Source organism: Bradyrhizobium sp. ORS 86 (assembly GCF_045571475.1).
In the GTDB taxonomy this organism is placed as follows: domain Bacteria; phylum Pseudomonadota; class Alphaproteobacteria; order Rhizobiales; family Xanthobacteraceae; genus Bradyrhizobium.
Genome location: NZ_CP120699.1, coordinates 6,210,078 through 6,228,247, shown reverse-complemented (window position 1 = coordinate 6,228,247; position 18,170 = coordinate 6,210,078). Strand labels below are relative to the sequence as shown.

Annotated in this window: 13 protein-coding genes; 5 read left to right on the top strand and 8 right to left on the bottom strand. The window is 64.1% G+C overall.

Going from position 1 to position 18,170, the window contains the following annotated elements; genetic code table 11:
* Positions 1–200 precede the first annotated feature (200 nt).
* Both malQ and P6U25_RS28695 read left to right on the top strand, forming a co-directional pair.
* Positions 201–2,153, top strand: coding sequence for a 4-alpha-glucanotransferase (malQ, locus tag P6U25_RS28700; protein ID WP_407148126.1), 1,953 nt, complete (start codon positions 201–203; stop codon positions 2,151–2,153).
* Between the two features lie 15 nt (positions 2,154–2,168).
* Positions 2,169–3,974, top strand: coding sequence for a glycoside hydrolase family 15 protein (locus P6U25_RS28695; RefSeq protein ID WP_407148125.1), 1,806 nt, complete (start codon positions 2,169–2,171; stop codon positions 3,972–3,974).
* Between the two features lie 20 nt (positions 3,975–3,994).
* Here P6U25_RS28695 and P6U25_RS28690 read toward each other — a convergent pair whose 3' ends face one another.
* The 8 genes from P6U25_RS28690 to P6U25_RS28655 form a co-directional block, all read right to left on the bottom strand.
* Positions 3,995–4,801: a Cof-type HAD-IIB family hydrolase gene (locus P6U25_RS28690; protein ID WP_407148124.1), complete on the bottom strand. Its 807-nt coding sequence runs from the start codon at positions 4,799–4,801 to the stop codon at positions 3,995–3,997.
* Positions 4,798–5,286 (bottom strand): gluconokinase, encoded by a 489-nt coding sequence (locus P6U25_RS28685; RefSeq protein WP_407152636.1) that lies wholly within the window; start codon positions 5,284–5,286, stop codon positions 4,798–4,800. Before P6U25_RS28685 ends, P6U25_RS28690 begins: the two co-directional genes overlap by 4 nt.
* A 28-nt stretch (positions 5,287–5,314) precedes the next feature.
* The gene (gene pgl, locus P6U25_RS28680) at positions 5,315–6,067 is read right to left on the bottom strand and encodes a 6-phosphogluconolactonase (protein ID WP_407148123.1); all 753 of its coding nucleotides are present in this window, start codon (positions 6,065–6,067) and stop codon (positions 5,315–5,317) included.
* A 2-nt stretch (positions 6,068–6,069) separates the two neighbouring features.
* Positions 6,070–7,578, bottom strand: a complete 1,509-nt coding sequence (gene zwf, locus P6U25_RS28675) for a glucose-6-phosphate dehydrogenase (protein ID WP_407148122.1) — start codon at positions 7,576–7,578, stop codon at positions 6,070–6,072.
* A gap of 3 nt (positions 7,579–7,581) precedes the next feature.
* Positions 7,582–8,565, bottom strand: coding sequence for a phosphogluconate dehydrogenase (NAD(+)-dependent, decarboxylating) (gnd, locus tag P6U25_RS28670; protein ID WP_407148121.1), 984 nt, complete (start codon positions 8,563–8,565; stop codon positions 7,582–7,584).
* 12 nt (positions 8,566–8,577) lie between these two features.
* The gene (locus tag P6U25_RS28665) at positions 8,578–11,424 is read right to left on the bottom strand and encodes a bifunctional transaldolase/phosoglucose isomerase (RefSeq protein WP_407148120.1); all 2,847 of its coding nucleotides are present in this window, start codon (positions 11,422–11,424) and stop codon (positions 8,578–8,580) included.
* Between the two features lie 234 nt (positions 11,425–11,658).
* A complete protein-coding gene (locus P6U25_RS28660; RefSeq protein ID WP_407148119.1) occupies positions 11,659–12,105 on the bottom strand; it encodes a DsrE family protein in 447 nt (148 codons plus the stop codon).
* A gap of 40 nt (positions 12,106–12,145) precedes the next feature.
* Positions 12,146–12,763, bottom strand: a complete 618-nt coding sequence (locus P6U25_RS28655; RefSeq protein WP_407148118.1) for a hypothetical protein — start codon at positions 12,761–12,763, stop codon at positions 12,146–12,148.
* Between the two features lie 495 nt (positions 12,764–13,258).
* Between P6U25_RS28655 and P6U25_RS28650 the strand changes: the two genes are divergently transcribed.
* The 3 genes from P6U25_RS28650 to P6U25_RS28640 all read left to right on the top strand — a co-directional run bounded on the left by P6U25_RS28650 (position 13,259) and on the right by P6U25_RS28640 (position 18,123).
* Positions 13,259–15,202 (top strand): PrkA family serine protein kinase, encoded by a 1,944-nt coding sequence (locus P6U25_RS28650; protein WP_407148117.1) that lies wholly within the window; start codon positions 13,259–13,261, stop codon positions 15,200–15,202.
* A gap of 105 nt (positions 15,203–15,307) precedes the next feature.
* A complete protein-coding gene (locus P6U25_RS28645; RefSeq protein ID WP_407152635.1) occupies positions 15,308–16,579 on the top strand; it encodes a YeaH/YhbH family protein in 1,272 nt (423 codons plus the stop codon).
* Positions 16,579–18,123, top strand: coding sequence for a SpoVR family protein (locus P6U25_RS28640; RefSeq protein ID WP_407152634.1), 1,545 nt, complete (start codon positions 16,579–16,581; stop codon positions 18,121–18,123). Before P6U25_RS28645 ends, P6U25_RS28640 begins: the two co-directional genes overlap by 1 nt.
* The last annotated feature ends 47 nt before the right edge of the window (positions 18,124–18,170 follow it).

Below are 18,170 nucleotides of genomic sequence, written 5' to 3'. Positions count from 1 at the left end.
GATGCCGCCATCGAACATGCAAATGACGTCCCGGCGGCGGGAAGGAGGCGCGCCAGACCCATATAGAAAGCCGCTCGCCGGACATTGGTTCCCGGCGGGAACGCAAGGCGGGGTAGAGCGTTGAGCATCGTCTATCCCTTTCCTCTTTCTGGACAATTTAGCAACGAGCCAAATTTCGTTGCGAGCGAGCAGCGTACCGAATGGACCTTTACGCCAAAGCCAGAACCCTGGGAATCCAGACTGAATATATCGACGGCAGTGGTCACCGCCGTGTGACGACCCCTGAGGCGCTCTCGGCGATCCTCGATGCGTTGCCGCCGCACACGCCGCGCCCGCTGATCGCCGACCCGGTGGTCATTCGCGCCGGCCGCGAACCGCGAACCGCGTTGCCGGAGGTCGTCCGGCTTCCGGTGCAGTGGAAGGTCACGAACGGTTCCGGCGTGCTCGCGCAAGGCGAGACGCACGACCGCAACGTGGCTTGGCCGACCAATCTGCCCGAAGGTGTGCATCGCCTGTACCTGTCGGATGCGTCCGGCGCGAGCGAAGAGGTACCGCTGCTGGTTGCGCCGGCGGGCGCCTTTGGCAGCGACTTCGAGCGCTGTTGGGTGATCGCGGTGCAGCTCTATGGCGTGCGCTCCGCGCGCAACTGGGGCATCGGCGACTTCACCGACGTGCATCATCTGCTCGAATTCGCCCGTCAGGTCGGGGCCCACGGCATCGGGCTCAATCCGCTGCACGCCTTGTTCGACGATCGGCCCGGCGATTGCAGCCCTTACTCGCCGAACAGCCGGCTGTTTCTCAATGCGCTTTACATCGATGTCGAAGCCATCCCCGAGTTCAAGATCGATGCGGAGACGCAAGCAGCGCTGGCGCAGCTCCGCGCCGGCGACATGGTCGACTATGTTGCGGTCGCCGCGCTGAAGTGGCGCGCGCTGCAGGCGGCCTTTGCCGCCTTCAAGGCCAATCCGGACCCGGGCCGCTGGCAAGATTTTGAGAGCTATCGCCGCGAGCAAGGCACTCTGTTGTCGCACTTCGCCTGCTTCGAGGTCATCAGGCACAAACTCAACACGCCGTGGTGGGAATGGCCGGATGAGTGGCGGCAACCCAACGACACGGCGTGTGCGAAGTTGCGCAGGGCACATGACACCGCCGCCGAGGTCGAATTCGTCGAATTCGTGCAGTGGATCGCCGATCGCCAGCTCGGCGCCTGCCAGGCACTGGCGCACAAGCTCGGCATGCACGTCGGGCTCTATCTCGACGTCGCCGTCGGCGTGCAGTCGGACGGTTTCGACGCATGGAATGAACAGACCGCGATCTCACGCCACCTCGGCGTCGGCGCGCCGCCAGACCCGCTCAACACCGCCGGTCAGGATTGGGGCCTCGCCGGCTTCAATGCCGCGGGCCTCGAACTGCGCGCCTTCGAGCCGTTCACACAGATGCTGCGTGCCGCGATGCGGCATGCCGGCGCCGTCAGGCTTGACCATGCGTTCGGGCTGAAGCGGCTCTATCTCGTGCCGCGCGGCTTCGGCCCCGCCAACGGCGCCTATGCGCTGATGCCGTTCGAGGCGATGCTGGCGGCGACCGCGCAGGAGAGCGTCGCCAATCGCTGCGTCGTGATCGGCGAGGATCTCGGCACCGTGCCGGAAGGTTTTCGTGAGCAGATGAACGGCTGGGGCATCTGGTCCTACCTCGTGATGATGTTCGAAACCGACGAGCGTGGTGCCTTCCGCAACGCCGACTATTACCTTGCCGATGCGCTCGTCACCTTCAATACCCACGACCTCTCGACCTATGCCGGCTGGCGCTCCTTCAGCGATCTCAAGACCAAGCGCGCGCTCGGGATCGATCCGGGGGAAACCGACCAGGGACGCTGGCACGCACTCGGCCAGCTCGACGATGTGCTGCGCCGGCATGACATCCACAACAACGATTTCTATTCGGTGGTGAGCTTCCTGGCGCGGACCCGATCGCGGATGTTGGCGGTTTCGATGGAGGATCTGCTCGGCCTGATCGAGCAGCCGAATATTCCTGGCACCGTCTACGAGCATCCAAACTGGCGCCGGCGGCTTCCGGTCCCGATCGAGCAACTATCATCGGCGATCGACCTCGAAGCGCTCAAGCGTGCGACCCGCGAGCGGTCGCGAGCAAGCTAACGCGGAGCGCGGCACTTGGCCTCCCGGATCGAAGACTACGGACTGATCGGCGATTGCGAGACCGCAGCGCTGGTCGGCCGCGACGGGTCGATCGACTGGCTGTGCTGGCCGAACTTCGATTCCGATGCCTGTTTTGCGGCACTGCTCGGCACGCCGAAGCAGGGCCGGTGGCGGATTTCGCCCGCGGACGAGATCACCGGAACGTCACGCTGCTACCGGGACAATACGCTGATCCTGGAGACGCGGTTCGAGACGGAGCGCGGCGAGGTCACGTTGATCGATTTCATGCCGCCGCGCGGCAAGGCTTCCGACGTGGTCCGCCTCGTCCGCGGGGTCCGCGGCCGGGTCAAGATGCGGATGGATCTGGTGATCCGCTTCGGACTCGGGATCGATGTGCCCTGGGTGAGGAGGAATCCGGATGGGCCGGGGCTGCTCGCGATCTGCGGGCAGGACATGATCGTGCTGCGCACTCAGGTCGAAACCCGCGGCGAGGACCTGACCACGGTGGCCGATTTCGAGATTGGTGAGGGGGAGACGATCTCCTTCGTGCTGACCTACGGCCCATCGCATTTTCCAGTCCCGGAGCCGATCGATCCGGAAGCGGCGCTGAAGGATGCCGAGGACTACTGGACCGAATGGTGCAGCCGATGCAGCTATGACGGTGTCAACCACGACCTCGTGATGCGCTCGCTGATCACGCTGAAGGCGCTGACGTTCAGGCCGACCGGCGGTATCGTCGCTGCGCCGACCACCTCGTTGCCGGAAAAGCTCGGCGGGGCGCGCAACTGGGACTATCGATACTGCTGGCTGCGCGATGCCACCTTCACACTGCTGGCGCTGATCAACTCGGGCTATACCGAGGAAGCGGCGGCCTGGCACAGTTGGCTGCAGCGGGCGGTGGCCGGAACGCCTGCCGATATGCAGATCATGTACGGCATCATGGGCCAGCGCCGCCTTCTGGAATGGGAGGCCGGATGGCTACCCGGCTATGAGGGGGCGCAGCCGGTGCGCATCGGAAATGCAGCCCATGCGCAACTGCAGCTCGATGTCTACGGCGAATTGATCGATGCTTTCCACCAATCCCGTATGGCCAAGCTCAACCTCGGCGAGGAGACCTGGTCGCTGGAATGCACCGTCGTCAATCATCTCGCCGACATATGGGACAAACCGGATCACGGCATCTGGGAACGCCGCGACGAGCCCAGGCACTATGTGCTCTCCAAGGTCATGGCCTGGGTCGCCTTCGATCGAGCCATCAAGGGCGCGGAGCGGTTCGGCTTCAAGGCGCCGCTCGTCAAGTGGCGGGTGTTGCGCGAGGCGATCCACCGGGACGTCTGCCAGAAAGGTTTCGACCGCAAGCTCAACAGCTTTGTCCAAAGCTATGGCTCGCAACTCCTCGATGCCAGCATCCTGTTGCTGCCGGCGGTCGGCTTCCTGCCGCCGACCGATCCGCGTGTCCGCGGGACCATCGAGGCGATCGAAAGATACATGATGCGCGACGGCTTCGTGCTGCGCCATGATCCGCGCGAGGTCTCCGAGGAAAAGCAGCCGATCGAGGGGGCGTTCCTTGCTTGCAGCCTGTGGCTCGCCGACGCCCATGTGTTGGCGGGCGATCTCGACAAAGCCCAGACCATGTTCGACCGCGTGGTGGCGGTCGCCAACGATCTCGGCCTGCTCGCGGAGGAGTTCGATTCAGGCGCCGGCCGGCTGACCGGCAACTTCCCGCAAGCGCTGACCCATATCGCGCTGATCAACACCGCGCACAATCTGAGTTCCGCCAAGGCGGAGGCGGAGAAGCCGGCGATGCAACGGTCGCAATAAACGGTCGCAATGGGTGCGACCTACCGGCCGAACCCGAGCACGACATCCACCGCGCGCGCGAAGCCGTCGTGCTCATTGCTGTCGGTGACGTGTGTGGCGCGCGCCTTCACGTCGTCGCTGGCGTTACCCATCGCGAAGGAGACGCCGCTCTTTGCGAACATCGCGAGATCGTTTTGCATGTCGCCGATCGTCGCGACATGCGCGAGCGGCACGCCGACGCGTTTGGCGATGGTCTCGACGAAGGTGCCCTTGTCGTGGCCGGGCGGCGTGATGTCGAGATAGTAGGTCTGAGAGCGGATCGCATTCGCTTGGTCGCCGACCGCCTGCTGCATCTCGGCCTCGCACCGCTTCAGCAAAGCGGCGTCCGGGCTCGCGCCGACGATCTTGCAGGCCTGACCGAGATAGGGCGCAAAATCCGTGACGATGGTCGGATCGTGTTTGATCGTGTGCTGCTCGTGCGCGACGTATTCGCCCTGGGGGTTGCGGGTCAGCCAGCGGTCGTTGGTGAACAGCCAGATGTCGACGCCGCGCGCGTGCAGCAGGTCGATGCTGCGCTGTACGATCGCGGGCGGAATCAGGTGCTGCTCGACCGGATTGAGCGTTGCATCGACGATCGAGGAGCCGTTGAAGGCGCCGATCGGCAGCGTGATGGCGAGCGGCGCGATCAGGAAATCCATGCCGATCGTCGGCCGGCTGGAGACAATGGTAAAGCCGATCCCGGCATCGTGCAGCCTGTGCACGGCGGCCTTGGCGGCATCGGTCAGGATCTTGTCGTTGGTCAGGAGCGTGCCGTCGACGTCGGACACGACAAGGTCGATACGGGTCATGGGCGATCCAGGTTGAGTTGGCTGACAATGTCGCCGACGATGGCATCGACCGTGCGGTTGATCGCGACCACGATCGGGCGCTCATCCGCGGTCGGCGGCTCCAGCGTTCTGAACTGGCTGGTGAGCAGACCAGGCGGCATGAAATGGCCCTTGCGCGCGGCAAGGCGCGCGGCGATCAGGTCCTTCGTGCCCTCGAGGAAGATGATGCGGACGTCGTCGCGTCCGTGCACCAGGATGTCGCGGTAGGTGCGCTTCAGCGCGGAGCAGGCGATCACGGCGCGTTCGCGCACTCGGCAGGTCCGGTCGATCTCGTCGGCGATCGCTTGCAGCCATGGCCAGCGGTCCTCGTCGGTCAGCGGCTGGCCGGCGCTCATCTTGGCGACATTGGCGGGCGGGTGGAAGGTGTCGCCATCCTCGTAGCGCCAGCCGATCCTGATTGCGAGGCGATCGGCGATGGTGCTTTTGCCCGAGCCGGAAACACCCATCACCACCAGTGCACAGGGGCTGTCCTTGTCACCCACGAAAGTCCTCCGGCAGCGCGGCTTGATCGACGAGCCAGATGGTCTCGTGCTGCGATCGCGCGCGATTCGCCGGGAGGTTCTCGCCCGCGAGCAGTCGCGTCAAGATCGCGCGCTTGCCCTGGCCTGCGATCTCGAACAGCATCTCGCGGCAGGAGGCGAGTGCAGGCAGGGTCAGCGAGACGCGCGGCACGAAGGGCTCGACATTGGCCTTGGGCACCCCAACCACCCAGCGCGCAGTTTCCGCGACCGCGGGATAGCCGGGAAACAGCGAAGCGGTGTGCCCATCGGGGCCGACGCCCATCAGCACGAGGTCGAACAGTGGCCGCGCCGGATCGAGCTGCTCGGCGCCGTAGAACGCCATCAGCTCGTTCTCGTAGAGCGCCGCGCTCTTGTCCGGGCCCAGGAGGTCGGCGGTATCGGTCGCGATCGGATGGACATTGGCCGCCGGCGCGCAGCGGTCGAGGAAGGCCTGACGCGCCATGCTCATGTTGTGCAGCGGGTCCTTGCGTGGCACCAAGCGTTCGTCGCCGATGAACCACTCGACGCGATCCCACGGGATTCTGCTGCGATACTCCGGCGTCGCCAGGAGCTCGTAGAGCGCCTTGGGGCTGGAGCCGCCAGTGAGGCAGATCGCGATCCGGCCGCTGTTCTCTGCGATCCTTGCGATCACGCGCGCGGCCGCGGCCTTCGCCAGCGCGGCCGGGTCGGCGACGGGGATGATCCTGCGCTCGGTGCCCGCTGCCATGGTCAGCCGAGCTTCCGCCAACTGCGACCGTCGCGCGTCAAGAGCGCGTTGGCGGCCTCCGGCCCCTCGCAGCCGGCCTTGTAGGGCTGCAGGCCTCGTCCGCCGGCGTTCTTCCAGGCATCAAGGAAGGGCTGCACCGCCTGCCAGCCGGCCTCGACGCTGTCCGCGCGCTGGAACAGGATGTTGTCGCCGATCATGCAGTCGTAGATCAGCGTCTCGTAGCCTGTCGATGGCTCCGCCTTGAAGTAGTCCTTGTAGCGGAACTTCATCTCGACGCCGTCGATATCGATGACCGGGCCGGGCACCTTGGTGTTGAACTGCAGCTCGATGCCCTCGGTCGGCTCGGTCGAGATCACCAGATAGTTCTGCGACAGGCGGTCGACCGGCGTGGTGCGGAACATCGAGAACGGCGCCTGCTTGAACTTGATCGCGATCTCGGTGCGCTTGATGCCGAGCGCCTTGCCGGTGCGCAGATAGAACGGCACGCCGGCCCAGCGCCAGTTGTCGATGGTCAGCTTGAGCGCGGCGTAGGTTTCGGTGGTGCTGTCGGGGCGGACGTCGGGTGTCTTGAGATAATCCTCGATCTCGGTGTCGCCGACCTTGCCGCCGCGATACTGGCCGCGCACCGAATTGTACAGCGCGTCGTGCTCGCTCTGGATCTGGATCGCGCCGAGCACCTCGGCCTTTTCTGACCGCACCGCATGCGCGTCGAACCGCGCGGGCGGCTCCATCGTCACCAATGACAGCAACTGAAACAGGTGGTTCGGCACCATATCGCGCAGCGCGCCGGTGGCGTCGTAGAAGCTGCCGCGATGGCCGACGCCGATCTTCTCGTCGACCGTGATCTGGACGTGGTCGATGTGAGTGCGGTTCCAGATCGGCTCGAACATGCCGTTGGCAAAACGCAACACCAGGATGTTCTGGACGGTTTCCTTGCCGAGATAGTGATCGATCCGATAGATCTGATGCTCGTCCATCAGCTTCAGCAGCGCGGCGTTCAGCGCCTTGGCCGATGCGAGGTCGGTGCCGAACGGCTTCTCCACCACCAATCGCCGCCAGGCGCCGTTCTCTTCCAGCATGCCGGTACGCCCAAGCTGCTGGCTGATCGGCAGGAACGCGTTGGGCGGGGTCGCGAGATAGAACAGCCGGTTGCCGCCGGTGCCGCGCGCTCTTTCGAGCTTTTCGAGCTGTTCCTTCATCTCATCGAAGGACGATGGGTCCTTCGGGTCAGCTTCGATCGCGGTGACGCATTCGAACAGCCGCTTGGCAGTCGCATCGTCCACGGGGCGGGTCGCGAACTTGCGCAGCCCCTGCATCAAGCTGTCGGTCATCTGATCGCTCGACATGCCCTTGCGAGCAATGCCAACGACGCAGAACTTGTCGGGCAGCAGGTTGCCGGCGGCGAGATTGTAGAGGGCGGGGATGACAAGCCGGTGCGTCAGGTCGCCGGTGGCGCCGAAGATGATGAAGGAGCAGGGATCGGGTTTCTTCTGCACGTGACCTTCAGCCATTCACTATCCCTTCTTGGGTGGCTCCTTGTGGCCGCCGAAGCCTGCACGCATCGCCGAAAGGACCTTCTCCGCGAAGGTGTGATCCTTGCGCGAGCGGAAGCGTGTGTAGAGCGCGGCGGTCAGCACCTCGGCCGGCACGGCTTCGTCAACCGCGGCATTGACGGTCCAGCGTCCTTCACCGGAATCCTCGACGAACCCCGAGTAGTTGTCGAGCGTATGGTTCTCCGCGAGCGCGGTCGCCGTGAGATCGAGCAGCCATGACGGGATCACGCTGCCGCGCCGCCACACTTCGGCGATGTCGGCGATGTTGAGGTCGAAGCGATGATCCGGCGGCAGCGCCTCGATGTTGGCATTCTTGAGGATGTCGAAACCTTCGGCATAGGCCTGCATCAGGCCATATTCGATGCCGTTGTGGATCATCTTGACGAAATGTCCGGCGCCGACGGGACCGGCATGGATATAGCCCTGCTCGACGCGGGGATCGCGGCCTTCGCGGCCGGGCGTGCGAGGGATGTCGCCAAGGCCGGGCGCCAGCGCCTTGAAGATCGGGTCGAGCCGGTCGACTACGGCTTTGTCGCCGCCGATCATCATGCAGTAACCGCGCTCGATGCCCCAGATGCCGCCGCTGGTGCCGACATCGACATAATGCAGCCCGCGCTCTTTCAGCGCCTTGCCGCGGCGAACGTCGTCCTGCCAGAACGTGTTGCCGCCGTCGATGATGACGTCGCCCGGCTGCATCAGCTTCGAGAGCGCGTCGATGGTGGCCTCGGTGATCTTGCCCGCCGGCAGCATCACCCAAGCGGTGCGCGGAGCCTGCAGCTTGCGCACGAAGTCCTCCAGCGACGAGGAGGGTACGGCATGGTCGGCGGCAAGCGACGCCACCGCTTTGGCGTCCTTGTCGTAGACCACGGCCGTGTGGCCGTGCTTCATCAGGCGGCGGACGATATTGCCGCCCATCCGCCCCAAGCCGATCATGCCGAGTTGCATCTCAGATCTCCGTCATTTCAGCGCTGCCGAGATCGCGGCATCGAGCGCCGCAAGCCCGGAGGCAAGATCGCCCTTGAGGTGCACGCGCAGTGCGCGCCGCCCGCGCTCCGTGAGCACGTCGAAATCGCCACGCGCCTGTGCCGCCTTGATCACGCTGAAGCTGGCCTTCTGGCCGGGAACCGGCAGGTCCTTGGCGTCGTCGGCGGTGACCTGCAGGAACACGCCGCTGTCGGGCCCGCCCTTGTAGGCCTGCCCGGTCGAATGCAGGAAGCGCGGGCCGAACTCGGCGCAGGTCGCAAGGTGCTTGGCGTCACGCACCTTCAGCCGCATCGTTTGCATGCCGTCGATGGTGTCGTGGTCGCGCTCGATATAGGCGAGCATGGCGACATAGTCGCCGCGCGAGGAGCGCGAAAGATGCGCTCTGATCCACGAATTGAGGTCGCCGTCGGCGCCGGCCTTGCGCAGCTCCTCGGCATTTTGCGCGTCGGTGTAGAGATCGGCTTCCGCCGACGACACCACCGGCTGCTCCTTGGGCAGCGCGCCGGCCTTCTCGAATGCCGCCGTGAGCTCACGCGTCTTGATCTTGGCGGCCTCGACGTCGGGCTGGTTGAACGGGTTGATGCCGAGGATCGAGCCCGCCACCGCGGTCGCGATCTCGAACCGGAAGAACTCCTGGCCGATATGGTCGATCGATTTCATCACGATCCGCACGACCGGATGGCCGGCGGCTGCGAGTGCGGCGAGTTTTTCTTCATGCGCGGCATCGTCCTCGCCCTCGGTGCGAAGGTCGATGAAGAAGCGGTCGTTGCCGTAGACGCCGGGATCGCCGATCGTCTCTCCGTCGATCGGGATCAGGCCCTTGCCGTCCTTGCCGGTCGATTCTGCGATCAGTTGCTCGGCCCAGGCGCCGAAATCGGCGACTTTTGGCGAGGCGAAGATCGTCACCTTGTCGCGGCCCTCGAGGCCGGCAAGGCCCATGGCAAGGCCGAGTTGCACGCCTGGGTTCTCATGGGGCGGCACGTCTGCGCCGCAGGACCGCACCATGGCGAGCGCGTGGTGGACCAGGCTGCGCACGTCGATGCCGGCGGCCGCCGCCGGCACCAGTCCGAATGGCGAGAGCACCGAATAGCGGCCGCCGATCGCCGGATCGCCGTAGAAGATGCGGGCAAAGCCCTGCTTGATGGCGACCTTCTGCAGCGAGGAGCCGGGGTCGGTCACGGCGATGAAGCGGTGGCCGGCCTTGTCCCTGCCGATCGCCTTGGCGACGCGATCGAAAAAATAGTCCTTCATCACGTTCGGCTCTGTGGTGCCGCCGGACTTGGAAGAGACGATGAACAGCGTCCTCGCGATGTCGACCCGCTCTTCCATCGCGCGCACCTGCGCCGGATCGGTGGAATCGAGCACGTGCAGCTTCGGGAAACCGGATTTGTGCGGGAAGGTTTCGGCCAGCACCTCCGGACCGAGGCTCGATCCGCCCATGCCGAGCACGACGGCGTCCGTGAACTGTTGTCCCCGCACGCGCCCGGCGAAATCCTCGTAATCGGGAATGTTGGCCGAGGCGGCGCTGGTCAGCCACCCCAGCCATTTGTCCTCGTCTTCGCCGGTCCAGACTGACTTGTCCTTCTGCCAGAGCCTGCGGACCTTGCCGCCGGCGCGCCATTCCTCAGTGCTCTTCTCGACCGCCTTCGCGATGGTCGGGCCGAGCGCCAGCTTTTGATGGTCGATGCCGTCGCCCAGCGACGTCGCCCGCTTGAAGGCGACCGCGCCGTAGAGCTTGTCGGCCGCGTCGGCGAACAGCTTGACGCCGTCCTTCACCAATTCGGCGGTGATCGCGTCGAGCGAGATGCCGGATTTCTCCAGCTCTTCCAGCACGCGCCGGGCGCCGTCGATATCCTCCTCGAGGCTGTCGCGCAGCTTGCCGTGGTCTCGGAAGGCTTCGAGCGTCGCCGGCGGCATGGTGTTGATGGTGTCGGGCCCGATCAGTTCCTCGACATACAGGACGTCGCTGTAATCCTTGTTCTTGGTGCCGGTCGAGGCCCACAGCAGCCGCTGCGGCTTGGCGCCCTTGGCCTTGAGCTTGTCCCACCGGGCGCCTGCGAACAGGCGCTTGTAGTCCTGATAGGCGAGCTTGGCGTTGGCGATCGCGACCTTGCCCTTCAAGGCGGCGAGCCGCTCCTTTTCGGAGGGGTCGTTCGCTCTGGCGATCTTTTCGTCGAGCTGCTTGTCCACCGCGGTATCGATGCGGCTGACGAAGAAGCTCGCGACGCTTGCGATGTGAGAGGGGTCGCCACCCTTGGCGATGTATTTCTCCAGCCCCTTGAGATAGGCCTCCGCCACCTGGCGGTAGACCTTCTGCGAGAACAGCAGCGTGATGTTGATGCTGATGCCTTCGCCGATCAGTTGCTCGATCGCGGGCAGGCCTTCCGGCGTCGCAGGCACCTTGACCATCAGGTTCTTGCGGTGGACGTCCTTCCAGAGCCGCTCGGCTTCGGCGATCGTGCCCTTGGTGTCCATTGCCAGATAGGGCGACACTTCCAGGCTGACGAAGCCGTCGCCGCCACCGGTGTGGTCGTAGACCGGGCGCAGCACGTCGGCGGCATGCTGGATATCCGCGACTGCGAGATGCTCGAACAGGTCGGCGACCGAGCAGTCGCCCCTCTGGAGGGCCCGGCCGATCGCACCGTCATATTCGTCCGAGCTGCCGATTGCCTTCTCGAAAATCGAGGGGTTGGACGTCACGCCTTTAACGCCGTCGGTCTCGATCAGCCGCTTCAGGTCGCCCTTGGCGACGAAGCCGCGGGCCAGGAAGTCCAGCCAGACTGCCTGGCGGTGGTTTTCGAGTGCTTTGACGGGATTCATAGGGGCCTGTTCTCGTTCGATCGAGGGTCGGTTTTTGGGTTCCCGGACAGCTTTCGGGGGCGGACGCGGATTGTCAACATGAGGTGGGGGCCCGGGCGGAATATCAGCATTCACAAGGGACAACGCCATTCACATCAGTTCGATCCCTCCGGATGCCGACCCCAGGAGAGCCCGATCTCAGCAGGAGAGCCCGATCTCAGCACATTTTTATGACGTGTCGCGGGCGCCGCCGGCTCACGGCCTCAGGTACATGTAGCCCTGCGACTGCAGCTCGGCGAGCCGAACCACGCCGCCCTTGTCGGCGCTGACGAAGCCGGGGAGCAGGTCGGTCAGGCTGATGTGCTGGGATTTCATGGTATTGCCGCAGGCGGCGAGCTCGATCCCGTCCTTCGCAAACTGGCCGACATGGCGCGACAGGTCGGGATTGGCCGCGGCCGAGTGAAACGCCTTCAAGGCCGGGCCGTGCACCACCAGGGCGATCGTCACATTGCCGGGACCGCCCACACCGTCGACGTGGTTTTGGATGTTGCCGATCACGAAGTTGACCTTGTCAAGGTCGTCGAGGTGATAGACCACCTTCAGCTTTTTCGGCGGTGCCTCGGTGGTCGCGCTCGCCCGCGACGCTGCGAAGACAGCGCCGATCGCCGAGACGGCGCCCCACAAGATGCCGCGTCGATGCATGGCGTCCCTCCCGCGGATGTTATCGACCGGGCGAAGCCTATCACTTGTGGCGGAGCGCAGCGAGTTCCTTTCGATCGGTCACAAGTTCGGCGCATTGCCCCGCGTCCGCGCGGTCGAGGCGGAAGACCTTGTCGTCCGCCCCGGCGACCAGCGCGTCGCCAGCCTCGGCGTCCGGCTTATCGCGATTCCAGACCTGGATCTTCTGGAGGCGGATGATCGCAGACTTGTCGTCCTTCGACAGCGCCACGTTGATACCGCCGCCTTCACAGTCGACGCTGCAGTCGAGGCGCACTTCGCCAGCGGCATCGGTCGCGACAGCGTGATTGCAGTAGCCGCTGGAATCGAAATTGCCGGTGCGATGGCGATACCCGATGCCGAGGCGGAAGGAGTAGCTAAGGGTCTTGTCCTCCGCCCTCTCCTCCGCCGTGACCAGCAGCTTCATCGCGCTGACCTTCTGCTGCGGATGTTGCGTCAGATGGTTCGCGTCGTACTGCCGCACAAAGCAGGCATAGCCTTTCGCGCCGGGAGAGCCTGCGAACATCTTGTTGTCGAAGGCGGCAGCCTTCGCCCTGGCGACGGCTTCCTGCGCCTGAACGGTTAACGTCGCGCCGGCGTATGCCGCAATTGCGAGAGCAACGACAGAGAATGTCTGCTTCATGGCCGGTCTCGGGAATATGTTGCGCCGTCGCGGCATCACCATTGATGCGCGGCGATGGTGCCGCGCGGAACTGCGCGGGCTCGCTGCCTTAGTCGCGGCGACAAGATGGCACGTTCAACGGCGCCTAATCTTTAGTTTATGCGGCCTGTGAGGCGTGCATCTTGACGCCATGGCTGGACAGGCACACCTTTTTAGGGAGCCCAACGTTCATCGACGGGCGGGAAGTCGCCCGTTCAGATGTCCGCCTTTGGAGGCCGGGCCCGTTAAACCACGGATGTTGCGACAGTGCGACAACGGCCAAAAACAGGGGAATATTGTTGAACTATTGGGCTTTCTGCCTGTTGATAAGGCAGAGGCTGCACACGCCGTGCATTGCCGAACCGAGTCGGTCGAGTGTCCAATGGACTCAGCGTGCCGACGCTGATTCGATCCTTGAGCGCTCTGGTTACGACTCGTGTCAGTCGTGCGGCGATACATATCGTGGAGAGAGGGATCATGTACAACGATTCTCTGTTCAACGCCTTTGCCAGGTCGTTTGAAGCACGAAGCCAGACCGACATGTCGATGGCCGAGTATTTGGAGTCGTGTCGAAGCGATCCGATGCGATATGCAAATGCGGCCGAGCGATTATTGGCGGCGATCGGTGAGCCCCAGATGATCGACACGGCCAAGGACCCACGCCTTGGCCGTATCTTTTTGAACCGCACGATCCGTTCGTATCCGGCCTTCGCCGGCTTCTACGGGATGGAAGACACGATCGAGCGTCTCGTCGGCTTCTTCCGCCATGCGGCGCAGGGGCTCGAAGAGCGCAAGCAGATCCTCTACCTGCTCGGGCCGGTCGGCGGCGGCAAGTCGTCGCTTGCCGAGCGCATCAAGTCGTTGATGGAGATTCATCCGATCTACGTGCTGAAGGCCGGCGACGAACTCTCGCCGGTGTTCGAGAGCCCGCTCGGCCTGTTCGATCCGGAGCAGCTCGGGCCGATGATCGAGGAGAAGTACGGCATCCCGCGCCGCCGGCTGAGCGGACTGATGTCGCCGTGGGCCTACAAGCGGCTCGAAGCCTTCGGCGGCGATATCTCGCAGTTCCGCGTTGCGCGCATCCAGCCCTCTCGGTTGCGCCAGATCGCGGTGGCGAAGACCGAGCCCGGCGACGAGAACAACCAGGACATCTCCTCGCTGGTCGGCAAGGTCGACATCCGCAAGCTCGAGACCTACGCGCAGAACGACCCGGACGCCTACAGCTATTCCGGCGGTCTCAACCGCGCCAACCAGGGCGTGCTCGAATTCGTCGAAATGTTCAAGGCGCCGATCAAGATGCTGCATCCGCTGCTGACGGCGACGCAGGAGGGCAACTACATCGGCACCGAGAATATCGGCGCGATCCCCTTCACCGGCATCATTCTCGCGCACTCCAACGAGGCGGAGTGGCAGAGCTTCAAGACCAACAAGAATAACGAGGCCTTCATCGACCGCATCTGCGTCATCAAGGTGCCGTATGTGCTGCGGGTGAACGAGGAGCAGAAGATCTACGAGAAGCTGATCCAGAGCTCCGAGCTCGCCGCCGCGCCCTGTGCGCCGGCGACGCTCGAAACGATGGCCCGCTTCTCGGTGATGTCGCGCCTGCGCAGGCACGAGAACTCGACGCTGTTTGCCAAGATGCGGGTCTATGACGGTGAAAGCCTGAAGGAGTCCGATCCGAAGGCCCGCAGCGTGCAGGAGTACCGCGACGCCGCCGGCGTCGACGAGGGCATGGACGGCGTTTCGACCCGCTTTGCCTTCAAGGTGCTGGCCTCGACGTTCAACCACGACACCACCGAGGTCGGCGCCGACGCGGTGCATCTGATGTATGTGCTGGAACAGGCGATCCGCCGCGAGCAACTGCCCGATGAGGTCGAGAAGCGCTACCTCGAATTCATCAAGGCCGATCTCGCGCCGCGTTACGCCGAGTTCATCGGCAACGAGATCCAGAAGGCCTATCTGGAATCCTACGCCGACTACGGCCAGAATCTGTTCGACCGCTACGTCGACTATGCCGACGCCTGGATCGAGGATCAGGACTTCAAGGATCCCGACACCGGTCAGCTCATGAACCGCGAGCTGTTGAACCAGGAGCTGACCAAGATCGAAAAGCCTGCCGGCATCGCCAACCCGAAGGACTTCCGCAACGAGGTCGTCAAGTTCTCGCTGCGGTCGCGGGCTCACAATGGCGGCAAGAACCCGAGTTGGACCTCCTACGAGAAGGTCCGTGACGTGATCGAGAAGCGGATATTCTCGCAGGTCGAGGACCTGCTTCCGGTGATTTCGTTCGGTTCCAAGAAGGACGGCGAGACCGAGAAGAAGCACGGCGAGTTCGTCGCGCGGATGGTGGAGCGCGGTTATACCGAGCGCCAGGTCCGTCGACTCGTCGAGTGGTACATGAGGGTGAAGCAGGCCGGTTAGGCATGATCCGGACAGTGCATATCGGTTTTCCTTGCTCAATCAGATGAGATTGTGATGTGATCTTTCCTGATCGCGTCATGATCCGAGGGAAGATGCAACGTGGTCATGCATATCGTCGATCGGCGGCTCAATCCGGGCAGCAAGAGCCTGGAGAACCGCCAGCGCTTCCTGCGGCGCGCCAAGGCGCTGGTTCAGGGAGCCGTTAAGAAGTCGTCGCAGAACCGGGACATCAAGGATGTCCTGGAAGGCGGCGAGGTGACGATCCCGCTGGACGGCATGGACGAGCCGCGATTCCGGCGCGAGGGCGGCACGCGCGACATGGTGCTGCCCGGGAACAAGAAGTTCGTCGAAGGCGACTGGTTGCCGCGTCCGAACCAGAGCGGGGCCAAGGGCTCGGGAGCCGGCGAGGGCGACAGCGAGGACGCCTTCCGCTTCGTGCTCAGCCGCGACGAGTTCGTCGACCTGTTCCTCGATGACCTCGAATTGCCGGACCTTGCCAAGCGCAAGCTTGCGGAGACCGAGAGCGAGGGCATCCAGCGCGCCGGCTATGCCACTTCCGGCTCGCCGGCGAACATCTCGATCAGCCGCACTGTGAGCCGGGCGCTGGCCCGTCGCGTGGCGCTGCGCCGGCCGCGCAAGGAGGACATCGAGGCCCTCGAGGCTGAACTCGCCGAATGCGAAGACGCTGCGCGCCGGCGCGAACTGCAGGCGCTGCTCGACGCCTTGAAGGCGAAGGCCAAGCGAATCCCGTTCATCGATCCGATCGACATCCGCTACCGCCGATTCGAGACAGTGCCGAAGCCGGTGGCGCAAGCCGTGATGTTCTGCCTGATGGACGTCTCCGGCTCGATGTCCGAGCACATGAAGGACCTGGCAAAGCGGTTCTACATGCTGCTCTACGTCTTCCTGAAGCGGCGCTATCGCCATGTCGAGATCGTGTTCATCCGTCACACCGACCGTGCCGAGGAGGTCGACGAGGAGACCTTCTTCCACGGGCCGGCCTCCGGCGGCACGCTGGTGTCGAGCGCCCTGGTCGCGATGGACGAGATCGTCCGCACCCGGTTCCGCCCCGCGGACTGGAATATCTACGCGGCCCAGGCCTCCGACGGCGACAACATGACGTCCGACAGCGCGCTGACCGGTCAGCTTCTGACCGACAGGATCCTGCCGGTGTGCCAGTTTTTCGCCTATCTCGAGGTCGGCGAGGCCGCCAACTACACCTTCGACATGCCGGACTCCTCGCTCTGGACGCTCTACGAGCGCCTGCGCAACGATGGCGCGCCGCTGTCTATGCGCAAGGTGAGCGAGCGCGGTGAAATCTTCCCCGTGTTCCAGGACCTGTTCAAGCGCCGCGGCAAGCAGGAAAGGGTTGCGTGATGGCATCTTCCGGCGAGCCGTTGTTCGAAGGCGCCGACTGGGATTTTCATACCTTGCAGCGGGTTCACGACGCTTGCGAGGAGATCGCGCGCACCGAGCTCGGCCTCGACGTCTATCCGAACCAGATCGAGGTCATCACCGCCGAGCAGATGCTCGACGCCTATTCATCCGTCGGCATGCCGCTGTTCTACAAGCACTGGTCGTTCGGCAAGCAGTTTGCCTTCCAGGAGGCATCCTACCGCAAGGGCCTGATGGGTCTTGCCTATGAGATCGTGATCAACTCGTCGCCTTGCATCTCTTACCTGATGGAGGAGAACACCGCGACGATGCAGACGCTGGTGATTGCGCACGCGGCGTTCGGGCACAATCATTTCTTCAAGAACAATTACCTGTTCAAGCAGTGGACCGACGCCGACGGCATTCTCGACTATCTCGAGTTTGCCAAGGGCTACATCTCGGCTTGCGAGGACCGTCACGGCAGCGAGGCGGTGGAGCGGACGCTCGATGCCGCGCATGCGCTGATGTCGCACGGCGTCGATCGCTATCCCGGCAAGAAGGCACTCGACCTTCGCACCGAGGAAAAGCGCGCCGGCGAGCGCCGGCAGCATGAGGAGAGCATCTTCAACGATCTGTGGCGGACGGTGCCGCACACCAAGACCAAGACCAAGGCTGCGCTCACGGCCGAGCGCAGGCGTGCGCTGCTCGGGCTGCCCCAAGAGAACATTCTCTACTTCCTCGAGAAGTCGGCGCCGCGGTTGCAGCCCTGGCAACGCGAGATCATCCGCATCGTGCGCCACATCGCGCAGTACTTCTATCCGCAGAGCCAGACCAAGGTGATGAACGAGGGCACCGCCACTTACGTCCACTACCGTATCTTGAACCGACTGCACCGGCAGGGCCGGATCACCGACGGCAATTTCCTTGAGTTCCTGCAGTCGCACACCAATGTGGTATTTCAGCCCGAATTCGACGACCGCCGCTATTCCGGCTTCAATCCTTATGCGCTCGGCTTCGCGATGATGCAGGATATCGAGCGCATCGTGACCAGCCCGGAGGAGGAGGACCGCGAATGGTTCCCCGATATTGCGGGCAAGGGCGATGTCGAGGGCGTGCTGCGCGAGATCTGGAGCAATTACCGCGACGAAAGCTTCATCGGGCAATTCCTCAGCCCAGCGCTGATCCGCCGCTTCCGCATGTTCCACCTGCATGACGATCCGGCCGAGAGCGCGGGGATCAGGGTCGATGCGATCCACGACGAGCGCGGCTATCGCCGGGTTCGTCGTGAACTGGCCCGGCAATACGACGTCGGTTTCGTCGATGCCAATATCGAGGTGGTCGATGTCGATCTCGCCGGCGATCGCCGGCTACTGCTGCGCCACACCACAGTCAAGGGCGCCCAACTGAACGAGACTGACACGCGGCGCGTGCTACAGCACCTCGCCGATCTCTGGAGCTACGACGTCGCGCTGACCGAGGTCGATGGCACCGACAAGGTGCTCAAGGAATATGTGATCAGCCCGCGGGCGGCGGCGGTTGCGGCGTAGCCGGCGCAAGCGCCGTTGCGTCGACCGTCGTACGGAATGAATGTCTC